General features: G+C 75.4%; 13 protein-coding genes. 1 reads left to right on the forward strand and 12 read right to left on the reverse strand.

Going from position 1 to position 16992, the window contains the following annotated elements; all coding sequences use genetic code 11:
- Positions 1 to 56 precede the first annotated feature (56 nt).
- Entirely contained in the window at positions 57 to 764 is a 708-nt protein-coding gene (locus WCD74_RS12275) for a 5-oxoprolinase subunit PxpA (protein WP_337695126.1), read from the reverse strand.
- 2 nt (positions 765 to 766) lie between these two features.
- Complete coding sequence (locus WCD74_RS12280) at positions 767 to 1840, reverse strand: amidohydrolase family protein (RefSeq protein ID WP_337695127.1); 1074 nt, start codon at positions 1838 to 1840, stop codon at positions 767 to 769.
- Positions 1841 to 1955: 115 nt separating this feature from the next.
- Between WCD74_RS12280 and WCD74_RS12285 the strand changes: the two genes are divergently transcribed.
- Positions 1956 to 2339 (forward strand): Uma2 family endonuclease, encoded by a 384-nt coding sequence (locus tag WCD74_RS12285; RefSeq protein WP_337695128.1) that lies wholly within the window; start codon positions 1956 to 1958, stop codon positions 2337 to 2339.
- A gap of 6 nt (positions 2340 to 2345) precedes the next feature.
- Here WCD74_RS12285 and ffh read toward each other — a convergent pair whose 3' ends face one another.
- The 10 genes from ffh to smc form a co-directional block, all read right to left on the reverse strand.
- Complete coding sequence (gene ffh, locus WCD74_RS12290) at positions 2346 to 3932, reverse strand: signal recognition particle protein (protein ID WP_337695129.1); 1587 nt, start codon at positions 3930 to 3932, stop codon at positions 2346 to 2348.
- Between the two features lie 100 nt (positions 3933 to 4032).
- Positions 4033 to 5163 (reverse strand): macrolide family glycosyltransferase, encoded by a 1131-nt coding sequence (locus tag WCD74_RS12295; RefSeq protein WP_373696081.1) that lies wholly within the window; start codon positions 5161 to 5163, stop codon positions 4033 to 4035.
- Between the two features lie 139 nt (positions 5164 to 5302).
- Complete coding sequence (locus WCD74_RS12300; RefSeq protein WP_337695131.1) at positions 5303 to 5872, reverse strand: Fic/DOC family protein; 570 nt, start codon at positions 5870 to 5872, stop codon at positions 5303 to 5305.
- Positions 5869 to 6201, reverse strand: coding sequence for a type II toxin-antitoxin system prevent-host-death family antitoxin (locus WCD74_RS12305; protein WP_337695132.1), 333 nt, complete (start codon positions 6199 to 6201; stop codon positions 5869 to 5871). The genes WCD74_RS12300 and WCD74_RS12305 overlap by 4 nt, the downstream gene beginning before the upstream one ends.
- Positions 6202 to 6236: 35 nt before the next feature.
- Entirely contained in the window at positions 6237 to 8714 is a 2478-nt protein-coding gene (locus WCD74_RS12310; protein WP_337695133.1) for a [protein-PII] uridylyltransferase, read from the reverse strand.
- A 107-nt stretch (positions 8715 to 8821) separates the two neighbouring features.
- Entirely contained in the window at positions 8822 to 9160 is a 339-nt protein-coding gene (locus WCD74_RS12315; protein WP_337695134.1) for a P-II family nitrogen regulator, read from the reverse strand.
- A 3-nt stretch (positions 9161 to 9163) separates the two neighbouring features.
- A complete protein-coding gene (locus tag WCD74_RS12320; protein WP_337695135.1) occupies positions 9164 to 10501 on the reverse strand; it encodes an ammonium transporter in 1338 nt (445 codons plus the stop codon).
- Between the two features lie 341 nt (positions 10502 to 10842).
- Entirely contained in the window at positions 10843 to 12465 is a 1623-nt protein-coding gene (ftsY, locus tag WCD74_RS12325; RefSeq protein WP_373696068.1) for a signal recognition particle-docking protein FtsY, read from the reverse strand.
- A 122-nt stretch (positions 12466 to 12587) separates the two neighbouring features.
- Positions 12588 to 13058 carry a hypothetical protein gene (locus tag WCD74_RS12330; RefSeq protein WP_337695136.1) on the reverse strand — a complete coding sequence of 157 codons (471 nt, stop codon included), beginning with the start codon at positions 13056 to 13058 and terminating at the stop codon, positions 12588 to 12590.
- A gap of 153 nt (positions 13059 to 13211) precedes the next feature.
- The gene (gene smc, locus WCD74_RS12335; RefSeq protein WP_337695137.1) at positions 13212 to 16934 is read right to left on the reverse strand and encodes a chromosome segregation protein SMC; all 3723 of its coding nucleotides are present in this window, start codon (positions 16932 to 16934) and stop codon (positions 13212 to 13214) included.
- Positions 16935 to 16992 lie beyond the last annotated feature (58 nt).

The following is a 16992-nucleotide window of genomic DNA, read 5'->3' on the forward strand; positions in this document are numbered from 1 at the left end:
GAGAGGGTGGCCGTGACGCAACTCCCCGATTCTGCCATGACTGGCGGCGTCGCCGGTCAACGGGTCAGCGCCGCGCGCACCGCCCGCGCGTTCTCGACAGCCTCCGGGGTGTCGCCGTGCAGGCACAGCGAGTCGGCGTGCACCGCGAGCTCGGTGCCGTCGACCGCCACGATCACGCCGTCACGGGCGAGGCGGACCGCCCGCTCGACGACGGCGTCCGTGTCCGGCAGGAGCGCACCGGGCTCGGAACGCGGCACCAGGGTGCCCTCCGGGGTGTAGCCGCGGTCGGCGAAGGCCTCGGCGATCGTCGTCAGGCCCGCCTCCCGGGCGAGCTCCAGCAGCCGTCCGCCGGGCAGCGCCATCACCGGCAGGTCCCCGGCCGCCCGCGCGGCCTCGACCACCGCGCGGGCCTGCGCCTCGTGGTGGACGACGGTGTTGTAGAGCGCCCCGTGCGGCTTGACGTACTCCACCGACCCGAACGCCCGGAGCGCCCCGATCTGGTAGAGGATCTCCGCGGTCAGGGTCTCCGGGTCGACGTCGACGAACCGGCGCCCGAACCCGGCGAGGTCGCGGTAGGAGACCTGCGCCCCGATCCGCACGCCGCGCTCGGCCGCCCGGGCGCACACCCGGCGCATCGTCGGCGCGTCGCCGGCGTGGAACCCGCACGCGACGTTGGCGGAGGTCACGACCTCCAGCAGCGCGTCGTCGTCGGTCAGCGACCACTGCCCGAAGCCCTCGGCGAGGTCGGCGTTGAGGTCCAGCATGCCTAGAGCCTCCTCCCCCGGCGCAGCACCGCCACGGGCCGGCGGAGCGCGCTGGTGTCCGTCCGCGGGTCCTCCGGCACGACGACGACGTCGGCCGGGGCACCGTCCTCGAGCCCGGGCCGCCCCAGCCACGCCCGGGCCGCGCTCGACGCCGCCGCCAGCGCCCGCTCCGTGCCCAGCCCCACCTCGGCGAGCGCCGCGATCTCGTCGACGATCCGGCCGTGGCGGATCCCGCCGCCGGCGTCGGTGCCCGCGTAGACCGGGATCCCGGCGTCGATCGCGGCCGCCACCGTCTCCCGCGAGCGGGCGTACAGCTCCCGCATGTGCGCCCCGTACGCCGGGAACTTCTCGCCGGCGGCGTCGGCGAACGACGGGAAGTTCTCGACGTTGATCAGCGTCGGCACCAGGGCGGTGCCGTGGGAGACCATCATCGCGATCGTCTCGTCGGTCAGCCCGGTCCCGTGCTCGATGCAGTCGATGCCCGCGCCGATCAGCCCGGGCAGGGCGTGCTCGCCGAAGACGTGGGCGGTGACGCGGGCGCCGTGGGCGTGGGCCGCGTCCATGGCCTCGCGCAGCACCTCGTCGGGCCACAGCGGGGTCAGGTCGCCCGCGTCGCGGTCGATCCAGTCGCCGACGAGCTTGACCCACGGGTTGACGGCGGCCTGCTCGGCGACGAGACGGGGCAGCTCGGCGGGGTCCTCGGCGTCGATCGGCAGCCCGCGGATGTAGCGCTTCGGCCGGGCGAGGTGGCGGCCCGCGCGGACGATCTCGGGCATCGCCGGGTCGTCGTCGAGCGGGCGGGTGTCGACCGGCGACCCGCAGTCGCGCACGAGCAGCGCCCCGGACGCCGCGTCGGTGTGCCCCTGGGAACGCGCCTCCTCCAGCTCGACCGGGCCGTCCGGCCCGATCCCGACGTGGCAGTGCGCGTCGACCAGCCCCGGCAGGATCCAGCCGTCGATCCGGTCGGCGTCCGCGACCGGCTCGAGGCCGATCAGGCCGTCCGCGGTGACGTACAGGTCGCGCGGCTCGTCGTCGCCGCTGCCGTCGAGGACCGGTCCGTGGAGGTGGAGGGGCACGCGGCGGAGCCTAGGAGACGCCACCCCGCGTGAGGGGAACCCTCAGGAGGTCGGAGCATCCCGATCCTCCCCTCACGACGGCGCCCGACGACCGGTCGCGCGCTACCGTCGCGCCGTGCATCCGCCGGCCGAGGTGATCGCGACGGCGCTCGAGGCGCAGGCCCCGGCCGACCTCGTCGTCGCGCGCGCGGTGCCGGTGCACTTCCCGGGCGGGCTGGTCCGCACCCCGGCCGTGCTGGTCGCCCGGGCGGCCCAGGAGTCGTACGCACCGGGCACCGTGCTGCTGGCCGTCGAGGTGGAGCCCACCGCCGACGACCGCGCGAGCTCCCCCGCGGTCTACGGCGAGCACGGCGTCCCGCACGTCTGGCGCGTCACCGCGGAGCCGCCGACGATCCGGGTGTTCGCGCTCCGCGACGGCGTCCACCAGCAGGTCGCGGCCTCGGCGCACGTCATCGCGCACGCCCCGTTCCGGTTGGCGGTCGACGTGACGGCGCGCTGAGCCGCCCTACTTGCGGCGCTTCTTCTTGTTGCCCTTCGGGCCCCCGCCGCCGGTCTTCGTGCCCGGGAAGGAGAGCGACGACGGGTCGAAATCCGCCGGCAGGTCGTTCATCCCCGCGAGTCCGGGCGGGAGCTGGTTGAGCCCCGGTGTCTCGTAGGAGCCGACCTGGCGCTGGCCGCCGCTCTCCGTCGCGATGCCCGCGATCGCCGGCATCTGCTTCGGACCGCGCTGGGGCTTGGCGCCGCGGCGCGCCTTCCGGGCGGCGCCCCGCCCGGCCGAGCCGGGCAGCCCGAACTGACCCGCCATCTTCGTCATCATCTTCTTGGCGTCGAAGAAGCGGTCCACGAGCTGGTTGACGTCGGTGACGCCGACGCCGGAGCCGTTCGCGATGCGCAGCCGCCGGGACCCGTTGATCATCTTCGGGTCGGCCCGCTCGGCCGGCGTCATGCCGCGGATGATCGCCTGGATGCGGTCGAGGTGCTTCTCGTCGACCTGGCCGAGCTGGTCCTTCATGTTCGCCGCGCCCGGCAGCATGCCGAGGATGTTGGCGATCGGGCCCATCTTGCGGACCGCCTGCATCTGCTCCAGGAAGTCCTCGAGGGTGAACTCGCCCTCGGACATCTTCTGGGCGGCCTTCTCGGCCTGCCCGGCCTCGAAGGCGGACTCCGCCTGCTCGATGAGCGAGAGGACGTCGCCCATGCCGAGGATGCGCGAGGCCATCCGGTCGGGGTGGAAGACGTCGAACTCGTCCAGGCCCTCGCCGTTGGAGGCGAAGAGGATCGGCTGCCCGGTGACCTCGCGGACCGACAGCGCGGCACCGCCCCGGGCGTCGCCGTCGAGCTTCGTCAGCACCACACCGGAGAAGCCGACGCCGTCGCGGAACGCCTCGGCGGTGTTCACCGCGTCCTGGCCGACCATGGCGTCCAGGACGAAGAGGACCTCGTCCGGCGTCACGGCGTCGCGGATGTCCGCGGCCTGGCGCATCAGCTCCTCGTCGACACCGAGGCGGCCCGCGGTGTCGACCACGAGGACGTCGTACTGGCGGCCCTTCGCGTCCGCGACCGCGCGCCGCGCCACGTCGACCGGGTCGCCCACGCCGTTGCCCGGCTCCGGGGCGAACACCTCGACCCCGGCGCGCTGCCCGACGATCTGCAGCTGGTTGACCGCGTTCGGGCGCTGCAGGTCGCAGGCCGCGAGCATCGGCGTGTGGCCCTGGTTCTTCAGCCAGCGGGCCAGCTTGCCGGCCAGGGTCGTCTTGCCCGAACCCTGCAGACCGGCCAGCATGATCACCGTCGGCGGGTTCTTCGCGAACCGCACCCGCCGCGTCTCGCCGCCGAGGATGCCGACGAGCTCCTCGTTGACGATCTTGACGACCTGCTGGGCCGGGTTGAGCGCCTCGGAGACCTCCGCGCCCTTGGCACGGTCCTTGACCTGCTTGACGAACGCCCGGACCACCGGCAGCGCGACGTCGGCCTCGAGCAGCGCGATGCGGATCTCGCGGCACGTGGTGTCGATGTCGGTCTCGGAGAGCCGGCCCTTGCCGCGCAGGTCCTGCAGGACCGATGTCAGGCGATCGGAGAGGCTGTCGAACACGGCGGGCGTACTCCCGGGGTCTGGCTGGTCGGACCGTCGCGACTCGACGCGCGGGACGGCCCCCGACGAACCTCCAGCCTAACCGGGAGCCCGCCGCCGCTCAGGAACGGACCTGCTCCACGAGGTCCGCGGCGCGGCGCGCCCCGCCCGCCGCGGCCAGCTCGTCGGCCGCCTCCCGGCAGCGGGCCCGGACCGCGTCGGTGTCCAGCGACGCCGCGGCCGCGCGCAGGGCCCCGACGGTGACGGCGTCCCGGTCGACGGTGACCCCGACCCCGGCGGCCTCGAGCTGCTCGGCGTTGCCGAACTGGTCCACCGCCTGCGGGATCGCGATCATCGGGGTCGCCGTGGCGAGACCCTCCGAGCACCCGCCCATCCCGGCGTGGGTGACGAACAGCGACGTGCGCCGCAGGACCGCGAGCTGCGGGATCCAGGCGTGCGCGGTGACACCGTCCGGCAGCTCCCCCAGCTCCGCGGGGTCGATGCGCCGGCCGATCGCGAGCACGGTCCGACGGCCGGCGAAGGCCTCGGCCACGGTGCGCCAGAACGCCGGGTCGGCGGTGTAGGCCGACCCGAGCGACACCAGCACGTCGACGTCGTCGTCCCAGTCGCCCTGGTGCTCGCGGGCGTCCAGGCAGGGACCGACGAACGTGTAGCGGTCCGGGTCGACCTTCTCCGCGTGCGGCTGCAGCAGGCGCGGGATCAGCACGATGGACGAGTCCGGGATCCCCATGAAGGTCTCCGGGGCGAGGTCGACGCCCTCCGCGGCGAGCCAGTCGGCGAAGTCCGCGCGGAACGCCGCGCCCTCCGGCGTCCCGAGGAGGCCTGCCATGCCGGTGTCGTGCTCGAAGCCCTCCCACGCCACCATCGCCGGGGAGAGCTGCACGCACGGGACGCCCCAGCGCCGGCCCAGCACCCGCGCGGCGTAGCCGCCGATGTCGGCCAGGAACACGTCCGGCCGGTCGTGCTCGAGCGCGGCCTCGAGCTGCGGCGTCACGTGCCGGCCCTCGTCCAGGAAGAGCTGCATCCCGACGACGGGGTCGTCCGGCCAGGCCTCGTCGCGGGTCTCGTCGGGCAGCACGGACGTGTGCCGCAGGGGGGTCGCCCCGGAGGACGCGACGAGTTCGGCGAACGGCGCCGGGATCGCGTAATGCACGCGGTGGCCACGGGCGACCAGCTCCGCGATGACGGGCAGGTTCGGGTTGATGTGGCCGTGCGCGCCGGCCCCGACCATGACGATGTGCACGACGCGGCACCGTGCCAGCCCGGGCGGTGCGGTTCGACCGGTTTTCACGGCCGACGCCTCGACCCGTCGAGTGCGACACGGCGCAGGTTCCGGGGCGGCCGGAGCTGCCCCACGTCGCACTCGCCAGTCAGCCGACGTGGAGCAGGCCGTCCAGCATCGTGCGCAGCGGCCCGTCGTCGCCGGCCAGCGAGAGTCGCGACGCGGCGACGTTCTCCTCGGCGTCCATGTCGCGCCACCGGAGGTCGTACCCGGCGTCGCGGGCGAGCTGGGCGACGAACAGCCGCACCGTCCGCCCGTTGCCCTCGCGGAAAGGATGGAGGGCGTTCAGGTTCCCGACGAGGTCCGTGAGGCCGTCGAGGAACTCCCCTCGTCCGCGTCCGCGGAGGTACCCGGCCGCGGCGAGCCGACGGAACACGTCGTGCGCGAACGACTCCAGGTGCTCCGGGGGACAGAACGGCACGCCCTTGTCGATCCCGACGGTCCGCAGCTCCCCCGCCCAGGGGTACACGTCGCCGAAGACCCGGGCGTGGAACGCCCGGAGGTGGGCGAGGTCGTACTCCCCGGGCAGGTGGCCGATGAGCGCGGCGCGGACCGCGGTGTAGTCGGCCTCGGCCTCGTCCAGGGCCGCCTGGTCGTCGATGCCCAACCGGTTGCGCAGGACCCCGGACGCGGGATCGACGTACGGATCGCGCGTCACCGCCGATGGCGGTGGTCGAGCGCCGCGATCGCCTCGTCCTCGCCCATCTCCTCGGTGGCCACCGACTCGAGGACGGCCATCCCTTCCGCGCTCGGCTCCAGGCCCTCCGCCCGCACCGAGGCGACCGCCTCCTCCACCGCCACCCACCGTGGGACCTGCGGCCGGCGCGCGACCCCCCGCAACTCGTCGTACTGCTCGATCGACATCAGCACCGCCTCCGCCCGACGATGCGAGCCGACGAAGACCGGCCCCTCCTCGCGCACGGTCCGGATGGCCTCCGCCAGGCCGGCCCGGAACTCCCGCACGCTCAGGACCTCGGCTCGCTCCATCCCTCGAGCGTACACCGACGTGTACACGTTCGCCGTCAGGACGGGTCCGGGGCGGTGGCCGCGAGAACCGCGGCCTCGATGTCCCGACGGCGGGTCGGGTCGAGCGGGACGACCTGGCCCGTCCCGGGGCTGCCGTGCTCGCCCTCCTCCCCCTCGGGCGAGGCCTCCAGGCAGAACGCGTCGACCACGGACGAGCCCAGCGTCGAGACCCGCGCCCACCGGACGTCCACCGCCTGCGCCTCCAGTGCCGCGGCCACGCGGTGCAGCAGGCCGATCCGGTCCGCGGTGCGCAGCTCCAGCACCACCGCGCCGGTGGCCTCGTCGTCGAACCACAGCACGCGGGTCGCGGCGGAGGAGACCGACCCGGCGCGCGGCGAGTAGTCGCGCTCCTTGGCCGCGAGGCGGGCGGGGAGGTCGAGGGACCCGTTCAGCACCCGCACCAGGTCCTCGCGCAGCAGCGACGCCTCCGGCAGCCGCCCGAAGCGCGGGGAGACCGTGAAGCTGTCCACGGCCACACCGTCGTGCTCGACCAGCACGGCCGCGTGCACCTGCAGCGAGTGCAGCGCCAGCACGCCCGCGGCCCGGCTGAGCAGTCCCGGCCGGTCCGGCGCGGCCACCGTCATGGTGACCGTCGTCAGCTCGGCGGCCGCCTCGACCGACACCTCCGGACGACCGGTCGCAGCGACGCTGCGGGCCAGCTCCAGGCGGTCGTCGGACAGGGGCTCGGGCCCGGGCATGCCATCGCCCGCCATCACCTGCCGGCAGCGGCGGACGAGGTCGCCGAGCAGGGTCGCCCGCCAGGACGTCCAGACCCCGGGCCCGGTGCCGAGCGCGTCGGCCTCGGCCAGGGCGTGCAGGAGCTCGAGCAGCACCGGGTCGGCGTCGAGGGTGTCGACGACGCGCTGGACGGTGGCCGGGTCCTCGGGGTCGCGCCGCTGCGCGGTGTGCGGCAGCAGGAGGTGGTGGCGGACCATCGCGGAGAGGATCGCCACGTCGTTCGGCCACAGGCCCAGGCGCCGCCCGATGTGCCGGGCGAGCTCGGCCCCGACGACCGAGTGGTCGTCGTCGCGACCCTTGCCGATGTCGTGCACCAGCGCGCCGATCAGCAGCAGGTCCGGCCGGGAGACGCGGGTGGTCAGCTCCGCGGCGCGGCGGGTGACCTCGACGAGGTGGCGGTCGACGGTCCAGACGTGCGTGCGGTCGCGCGGCGGCAGGTCGCGCACCGCGCCCCACTCCGGGAACAGCCGTCCCCACAGCCCGGTGCGGTCCAGGGCCTCGATGACGTCGACCATGCCCTCGCCGGAGCCGAGCAGGGCGAGCAGCTCCTCGCGGGCGGCGCGGGGCCAGGGTTCGCGCAGCTCCGGGGCGGCGTCGGCCAGCCGCCGCAGCGTGCCCGCGGCGATCGGGAGCCCGGTGCGGGCGGCGGTCGCGGCCAGGCGCAGGACCAGGGCGGGGTCCCGCGCGACCTGCGCCTCCCGGGCGAGCACCACCTCGCCGCCGTGCTCGACCACGCCCTCGTCGAGCGGGCGGCGGGCGGGGGTGCGCCGCAGCGCCGCGAGGCCGCGCCGCGGGAGGGCCGCCCGGGCCGAGCGCAGGGCCACGTCGGTGGCGTAGACGACGGTGCGGGCGGCGCCGGACAGCGAGCGGGCGAGGTCGTAGCGGTCGGTGACGCCGAGGTCGGGGACCCCGGCGAGCTCGTGCGCGTCCTCGGCCTGCAGCACGTCGCGGGCGCGGCCGGCGCGGCGGTGCAGCTCGGTGCGCAGGTCGAGCATCAGGCCGCGCGCCGAGCGGACGTCGACGGCGGGGCGGTCGACGACCTGGGCGGCAGCCAGGGCGTCGAGGAGCTGGACGTCCCGCAGGCCGCCGCGGCCGTTCTTGAGGTCCGGTTCGACGCGGTGGGCGACCTCGCCGGAGCGCTGCCACCGGGCGCGGGTGGTGTCGACGAGGTCGTCGAAGCGGCCGCGGATGCCGGCCCGCCACGCCTGGCGGGCGGACGACGACAGGCGTTCGGCCAGCTCGGGGTCGCCCGCGATGAGCCGGACCTCGAGCAGCCCGAGCGCGACGCGGAGGTCCTCGGTCGCCACGCCGACCGCCTCGCCCACGGTGCGCACGGAGTGGTCGAGCCCGATCCCGGCGTCCCAGAGCGGGTACCAGAGGGCGTCGGCCAGGCGGGCGACCTCGTCGGCCCGCCCGCGGCCGCGCCCCGTGCCGTCGTGCACGAGGACCAGGTCGAGGTCGGACCACGGGGCGAGCTCGCGGCGCCCGAGGGCGCCGACCGCGACGAGCGCGGTGCCGTTCCCGATCCCGACCGCCGCAGCCCGCGTGGCCAGCCAGAAGTCGTGCAGCTCGACCAGCGCCTCGCGCAGCGCCGTCGGTCCCAGACGGCGGGCGCCGGGCGGCGGGGAGAGCAGGGCGGTGCGGGCGCGGACCAGGTCGACCGCCGCACCCTCGTCGGACTCCCCGGACACCACCAGCGGTGCCTCGTCGTCCCGGCCCGACCCGATTGCGACCATGCCCGTCCTCTCCGGGATCGGTGTCGACCTTGCTCGGATCCGGCGAGCACCGGGCCCGCCGTCCCCGCGGGGACGGCGGGCCCGGTGCCGGACGCCGGACCGGGGGGCTAGAGCGCGTCCGCTCCGCGCTCACCGGTGCGCACGCGCACCACGGTCTCGACCGGGGTCACCCAGACCTTGCCGTCACCGATCTTGCCGGTGCGGGCGGTCTCGGCGATCGCGTCGAGGACCTTCTCCGCGGTGGAGTCGTCCGTGACGACCTCGATGCGGACCTTCGGCACGAAGTCCACCGAGTACTCCGCCCCGCGGTAGACCTCGGTGTGGCCCTTCTGGCGGCCGTAGCCCTGGACCTCACTGACCGTCATACCCAGCACACCCAGCTGCTCGAGCGCGCCCTTCACGTCCTCCAGGACGAACGGCTTGATGATCGCCGTCACCATCTTCACGGGTCAGCCCTCCTGACCGGCCGAGGCCGGCACCTTCGACGTCGCGGCGTCGAGAATCGAACCGTGGCCACCGCTCGAGCGCAGGCCGGAGTAGTCGTAGCTCGACTCCGCGTGCTGCGACTCGTCGATGCCGCTCGACTCGTCCTCGTCGCTCACACGGAACCCGATCGTCGCCTTGATGGCCAGGGCGATGATGGCGGTGACGACGAAGGAGTAGACGAGGACCGCGAGCGCCGCCACCACCTGGATGCCCAGCTGCCCGAAGCCGCCGCCGTAGAACAGGCCGTCCGCGCTCGCCTCGTTGAGCGAGGTGGTGCCGAAGAGGCCGATCAGGATCGTGCCGATCAGACCACCCACCAGGTGCACCGCGACGACGTCGAGCGAGTCGTCGAAGCCGAAGCGGAACTTCAGCCCGACACACAGGGCGCACACCGCGCCGGCGATGACACCGATCGCGAGGCCGCCGAGCGGGTTGACGAAGGCGGCGGCGGGGGTGATGGCGACGAGGCCGGCGACCGCACCCGAGGCGGCGCCGAGGGTGGTCGGCTTCCCGTCGCGGAACTGCTCGACCACGAGCCAGCCGATGACGGCCGCGGCGGTCGCGAGGGTGGTCGTCGTGAACGCGATCGCGGCGTTCTGGTTGGCGCCCAGCGCGGAGCCGGCGTTGAAGCCGTACCAGCCGAACCACAGCAGGCTGGCGCCGAGGAGCACGAAGGGCAGCGAGTGCGGGCGGCCCGGGTCACGCGGCCAGCCGCGGCGCTTGCCGAGCACGATCGCGAGCGCGAGGCCCGCCGCACCGGCGTTGATGTGGACCGCGGTCCCGCCGGCGAAGTCGAGGGCGCCCAGCGTGTTGGCGATCCAGCCGCCGGTCTCGGCGGTCGTGCCGTCGAAGGCGAACACCCAGTGCGCGACCGGGAAGTACACGATCGTCGACCACAGCACGACGAACAGGCCCCAGCTCCAGAACTTCGTCCGCTCCGGCACAGCGCCCGAGATCAGGGCCGGCGTGATGATCGCGAACATCAGCTGGAACATCGCGAACGCGAGGATCGGGATGAAGTCGGGCTCGGTCCCGATCGGCTCGGTGGGCAGGCCGCCCAGTCCGGCGAACTCGAGGCCGCCGAGCAGACCGCCGCCGAGGTCGTTGCCGAACGCCAGCGAGAAGCCGTACAGGCACCACAGCACCGGCACGATCGCCAGGCACATGAAGTTCATCATGAGCATGTTCAGGACGCTCCTCGAGCGGACCATGCCGCCGTAGAAGAACGCGAGCCCTGGGGTCATCAGCATCACCAGCGCGGCGCTGACGAGCACCCACGTGGTACTTCCGGCATTCAACACGGTCCTTCGTCCCTCCTGAGGTCCGCCGTCTCCGGGTGGCGGTCACTGGGAGGAGAGAATGCTGAGGGCGTGTTTCGGGCGGCGTCGCACGGTGTTTCTCCGCAGTTAACAGCACCCCGGACCATGTGACCTTCATGTTGCCGAAGCAGACACCGGCGCCCTCCGTGGCGCCGATCACCCGCCACCGGTGACGTCCGGTGATCGGGGGTCACCGAACCGTGACGCTCCTCGTCACCCGGACGGCCGCGCTCGGGCCTCACTCATCGAGTGCTGCACCAGGCACGTTCCGGAGCGGCCGGACCTGCGTGGTGTCGCACTCGTCCGGCGCGGGGGCCGCATGGTCAGCGCAGCAGGGCGTCCACGAAGGCCCCGGGCTCGAAGGGCGCGAGGTCGTCCGGGCCCTCGCCGAGCCCGACGAGCTTCACCGGCACCCCGAGCTCGCGCTGCACCTGGAAGACGATGCCGCCCTTCGCGGTGCCGTCGAGCTTGGTGAGCACCACACCGGTCACGTCCACGACCTCGCCGAACACCCGGGCCTGCGTCAGCCCGTTCTGGCCGGTCGTGGCGTCCAGGACGAGGAGGACCTCGTCGACCTCCGCCTGCCGGGACACCACGCGCTTGACCTTGCCCAGCTCGTCCATCAGGCCGGTCTTGGTGTGCAGGCGGCCGGCGGTGTCGAGCAGGACCGCGTCGACCCCGGCGTCCGCCCCCCGCTTCACGGCGTCGAACGCGACGCTGGCCGGGTCGGCGCCCTCCGCGCCGCGGACGACCTTCGCACCCGCCCGCTCGCCCCACGTCTGCAGCTGCTCGGCCGCGGCGGCCCGGAACGTGTCGGCGGCGCCGAGCACGATGTCGTGGCCGCCCCCGACGAGCACCCGGGCGAGCTTGCCCGTCGTCGTGGTCTTCCCGGTGCCGTTGACGCCGACGACGAGCACGACGGCGGGGCGGCCGTCGTGGGCCAGCGCGCGCACCGACCGCTCCATGTCCGGCCCGAGCGCCTCGACGAGCACCTCGTGGAGCAGCTCCCGGACCTGCTCGGACGTCCGCACCCCGCGCGACGCGATCCGCTCGCGCAGCTTCCCGACGACCTCCTGGGTGGTCGCCGACCCCAGGTCCGCCATCAGCAGCTGGTCCTCGACCTCCTCCCACGAGTCCTCGTCCAGGTCACCCGCGCCGAGCAGGCCCAGCAGGCCGGTCCCCAGCGTCGACCGGCTCCGGCCCAACCGCCCGCGGAGCCGCTCCAGGCGGCCCTCGGCGGGCGCGATCGGCTCGGCGGGCGCCTCGGGGCCCGTGAGGGCGGCGTCCGGCAGCGTGTCGGTGCTCGACGGCTCGGCGGGCGCCGGCTCGGCGGAGGGCGCCTCGACCGGAGCCGGCGTCAGGGCCTCGGGTGTCTCCGTGGTCTCCGTGGGCGGCTCGGTGACCGGCGGCTCGGTGACCGGGGCTTCCGTGACCGGGGCCTCCGGGGCCTCCGGGGCCTCCGGGGCCTCCGGGGCCTCCGGGGCCTCCGGGGCCTCCGGGGCCTCCGGGGCCTCCGGCTCGCGCGGCTCCGGGGTCGTCGGGGGCGTCGGGGTCGTCGGGGCCGTCGGGCGGGGCGGGGCCTCCGTGCTCGACGGCTCGGCCGGTGCGGGCTCCGCGGACGGCGTCTCGATCGTCGGCGGGGTCGGACCGACCTCCGGGCGCTCCTGCGTCGCCGTGCCACTGCCAGCAGAGAAGGCGAACCCCCCGCCCGCGGCGTAGGTGCCCTTCGACGGCTTCGGCGCCTCGGCCTCCTGCTCGGCCTCCTCCCGCAGGGAGATGCGGCGGCGGCGGGCGAGGACGAGCCCCACGATCAGGACGACCAGGAGCACCACCACGACGACCGCGACGATGATCCCGGTGAGCACCCCCGGGGAGAGCCCGGCGGCGGGCGCCTGGGCGAGCAGGTCCCGGGTCGAGGGGTCGAGGGTGGTCAGCGGCGAACTCACGGCTCCCATCCTGTCAGCCGTGACGGGCCCGGCAGCCCGAGCGGGGCGGATCCCTGACGTCCGGCGTCAGTCGTGTGCCACCGCTGACACCGCCGGGCCGACCACCCGCCCGGGTCGGGGCCTCAGAACAGCAGCGCGAGCAGCGCGGTGACGCCGACCCCGACGACCGCCAGCAGCAGGAGGAGGCCGGCGAGGAGGGCGACCACCCCGCGGGTCGGCTGCGGCACCGGGCCGAGCGTGCCCGCCCCGGGGAGGACGGGGGCGCGGTAGAAGACGTCCACGGTGTGCCCGGCGGCCACCGGCACCGCCTCGACGACCCGGCCCCACCCGGCGCCCCGGTCGACGGCGATCTCCACGCGGTGCCGGCCGGGCGGGAGGGCGATGTCGGTGCGGCCCCATCGCACGGTCAGGGGCAGGTCGTCGACGAGGACCTGCACGGAGCACGTCGCCAGGTGCGGGGCGAGCGCGCTGTGGGAGGTGTCGAGGGCCAGGTGACCGACGACCGGCACCGGCGACGAGGAGGGGCGGCGGGGGCCCCGGGACGGCGCCGCGCGCTGCAGGTGCACGTAGCGCCCGGGCTGGAGCACCGTCATGACCCACCCTCCCCCGGGGGACCGACGTCCCCCTGCCCGACGAGTCGACGGTAGGCCCGGGCGCACCTGGACGGCATTCCCCGAGCGCGTCGTTCGTCGATCACCGACGCGTGACGAGACGATCACACAGTGCGATCATATCGCGACACAGCGTCACGACACGGGCGAGGGGTCCGCACCGGCGAGTGGTCCTGGCGCGTCGGCGCCCCGGAGCCGCTGGGAGACGACCGCCGTGATGCCGTCGCCTCGCATGCTCACGCCGTAGAGCGCGTCCGCGATCTCCATCGTCGGCTTCTGGTGGGTGATGATCACCAGCTGCGAGGAGCGTCGCAGGTCGTCGAGCAGCCCGATCAGCCGCCGGAGGTTCGCGTCGTCCAGCGCGGCCTCGACCTCGTCCATGACGTAGAACGGCGAGGGGCGCGCCCGGAAGATCGCGACCAGCATCGCGACCGCCGTCAGCGACTTCTCCCCGCCGGAGAGCAGCGAGAGCCGCTTGACCTTCTTGCCCGGCGGCCGGGCCTCCACCTCGACCCCGGTGGTCAGCAGGTCGTCCGGGTCGGTGAGCACCAGGCGGCCGTCGCCGCCCGGGAACAGCACCGGGAAGACGACCTCGAACTCCCGCGCCACGTCGGCGAACGCCTCGGCGAACACGTCGAGGATGCGCTGGTCGACGTCGGCCACCACGGAGAGCAGGTCGCGCTTCGAGGCCTTCACGTCCTCGAGCTGGGTCGACAGGAACCGGTACCGCTCCTCGAGGGCCGCGTACTCCTCGAGCGCGAGCGGGTTGACCTTCCCGAGCGTGCCCAGTTCCTTCTCCGCACGGGCCGCGCGGCGCTGCTGCTCGGCGCGGTCGTAGGGCATCGGCGGCGGCATCGACACCTGCTCGCCCCGCTCGCGCGCCGCGGTCACCTCCGCGACCTCCGCCTCGCTGGGCGGGATGCCGGCCTCCGGGCCGTACTCGCGCACCAGGTCGTCGAGGCCCATCCCGAACCGCTCGACGATCGACTCCTCGAGCTGCGCCAGCCGCGTCCGCTGCTCGGCGCGCAGGACCTCGTCGCGGTGCACCGCGTCGGTCAGCCGCTCCAGGGTCTGCTGCAGGCCCCGCATCCGCTCGCGCGCCGCGTCGAACTCGGCCGAGCGCGCCTGCCGGGCCGCCGCGAGACGGTCGCGCGCGGCCGCCGCCGCGGCCACCGACGCGGCGATGCGCTCCACCCCGGCGCGGCCGTGCTCGAGGATCTCCGCCAGCAACCCGGCCTGCCGTTCCCGGTCCCGACGACGGGTCTCGGCCCGCTCCCGCTGCTCGCGCTCGGCCCGCGCGCGGTGGCGCAGCGCCTCCGCCCGGCCGGTCACCGCCCGCGCCCGTTCCTCCGCCGTCCGCAGCGCGAGCCGACCCTCGATCTCGGCGGCGCGGGCGGCCTCCAGGACGGAGGCGGCGGTGTCGCGGGCCGCGACGTCGGACCCGTCGGCATCCTCGGCGGCGTCGGACTCCGCCTGGTCCTCCGCCATCGCCAGGCGCTCGACCAGGTCGTCCAGCTCGGCCCGCCGGTCGTCGCGGGCGGTCTCCACCGTCGCCCGGCGCTCGGTGAGGCGGGCGAGCTCCGCCTCCGCGCCCCGCACCGTCTCCGCGAGCCGCCCGAGCCGGCGGGCGTGCTCGGACCGGCGCGCCTCGTCCTGCGCGCGCCGCGCGTCGGCGGCCCGGCGCCGCTCGGTGTCCGCGCGTCGGGCGTCGTCGCGCACCTGGCGGGCCACCCCGACCTCGGCCCGGGCGGCCGACTCGTTCTGCCGGGCGGCCTCCACCGCCGCCGCCGTCGTCCGCTCCGCGCGCTCCGCTCCCGCGAGCCGGTCCCCCGCCTCGTCGGCCGCGGACTGCATCTCCAGGATCGACCGGTTGCCCGACGGACCGCCGACCGCCCACGCCCCGCCGAGCACGTCGCCGCCGCGCGTGGCCACCTGCAGCTCCGGGTGGTCCGCCAGCACCGCGCGGGCCGCCGCGAGGTCGTCCACGACGACCACACCGGCGAGCAGCCGGGCCACCGCCCCGGCGACCGCGTCGGGCGCCCGCACCAGGTCGGCCGCCCACACCGCGCCGGCCGGCGCCGGCCCGCGCGCATCCACCCGCCCGGCACCCGCCACGACCAGCCCCGCCCGCCCGGCGTCGCTGGCGTGCAGGTGCTCCAGGGCGTCCGCGGCCGCGTCGACCCCGCTGACGACGACCGCGTCCGCGGCGGGCCCGAGGGCCGCGGTGACCGCGGCCTCGTCCCCCGCGCCCACCCGCAGCAGCGCCGCGACCGACCCGAGGACGCCCTCCCGGGTCCCCGCCAGCAGCTCGCCCGCGCCGTCGCGGCGGGTCAGGGTGAGCTCGAGGGCCTCCACCCGCGCCTTCCAGTGCGCGCGGTCGCGCTCGGCGTCGCGGTGCGCCGCGGCCGCCCGGTCGACCTCCGCACGGACCTGCTCGTGGCGCTCGGTGGCGGCGTCGAAGGCGGCCTCCGGGTCGGGCGCGTCGTCCGGGACGGCCCCGCCCGCGACCTCGGCCTCCTCGGGGTCGGCTCCCCCGGCGTCGGGGGCCGCCGCCTCCTCGTCCGCGAGCTCCGCGCGCGCCGCGGCCGCCCGCGCGCTCGTCTCACCGATCGAGGACGCCAGCGTCTCCAGTTCCTCGACCGCGGCCGCGACCCGGCCCCGCTGCGTCTCGACCTGCCCGGAGAGGCGCGCCAGGCCCTCCCGCCGGTCGGCCGCCGCGCGGGAGGCCGCGGCGACGCGACGCTCCGCGGTGCCGAGCGCCTCCTCGGCGTCCTCGCGGCGTGCGGCCGCGTCCTCCAGGGTCTCGCGGGCGAGCGCGACCTCCTCGCCCAGCGCCGCCTCGTGCTCCGCGGCCGCGGCCGCCTGGCGCTCCAGCTCGTCGGGGTCGGGGCCGGCCGTGCGCTCCTCGGCGTCGGTGAGGTGCCGGTGCCGCTCGGCGGCCAGGGCGACCGTGCCGCGCAGTCGCTCGGCGAGCGAGGACAACCGGTGATGGGCCTCCCGGGCCTGCTCGTAGGCGGGCGCATCGGCCTCCAGCGCGGCCTCGAGCCCGGCCACGGCCTCCGACTCGACCGCCAGCGCGCGCTCGGTCTCGTCGCGGCGCCGCCGGGCCTGGTCCTCGTCCGCAGCGTCCCGCGCGATCGTGCCGCGCAGGGTCACCAGGTCGTCCGCGGCGATCCGCAGCCGGGCGTCCCGCAGGTCGGCCTGGATGGTCTGGGCGCGCCGCGCGATCTCCGCCTGGCGGCCGAGGGGCTTGAGCTGGCGCCGCAGCTCGGAGGTGAGATCGCCGAGGCGGGCCAGGTTGGCCTCCATCGCCTCGAGCTTGCGCAGCGCCTTCTCCTTGCGCTTGCGGTGCTTGAGGACGCCGGCCGCCTCCTCGATGAAGGCGCGGCGCTCCTCGGGGCGCGACTGCAGGATCGTGTCCAGCTGCCCCTGCCCGACCAGCACGTGCAGCTCGCGGCCGATCCCGGAGTCGGAGAGCAGCTCCTGGACGTCGAGCAGGCGGCAGGAGCTGCCGTTGATCTCGTACTCCCCGGCGCCGGACCGGAAGACCCGCCGGGTGATCGACACCTCGGTGTAGGAGATCGGCAGGGCCCCGTCGGCGTTGTCGATCGTCAGGGTCACCTCGGCGCGCCCCAGCGGCGCCCGCCCGGAGGTGCCGGCGAAGATGACGTCCTCCATCTTCCCGCCGCGCAGCGCCTTCGCGCCCTGCTCCCCCAGCACCCAGCTGATGGCGTCGACGACGTTGGACTTGCCGGAGCCGTTCGGGCCGACCACGCACGTGATGCCGGGCTCGAAGCGCAGGGTGGTCGACGACGCGAACGACTTGAAGCCCTTCAGCGTCAGGCTCTTCAGGTGCATCGCGAGCCCCTCCCCTCCGACGGGTCGGACGCTACGCGAAGCCCCCGACAACTCGTTT

The sequence above is a fragment of the Actinomycetospora aurantiaca genome (genome assembly GCF_037401875.1).
GTDB classification, from domain to species: Bacteria; Actinomycetota; Actinomycetes; order Mycobacteriales; family Pseudonocardiaceae; genus Actinomycetospora; species Actinomycetospora aurantiaca.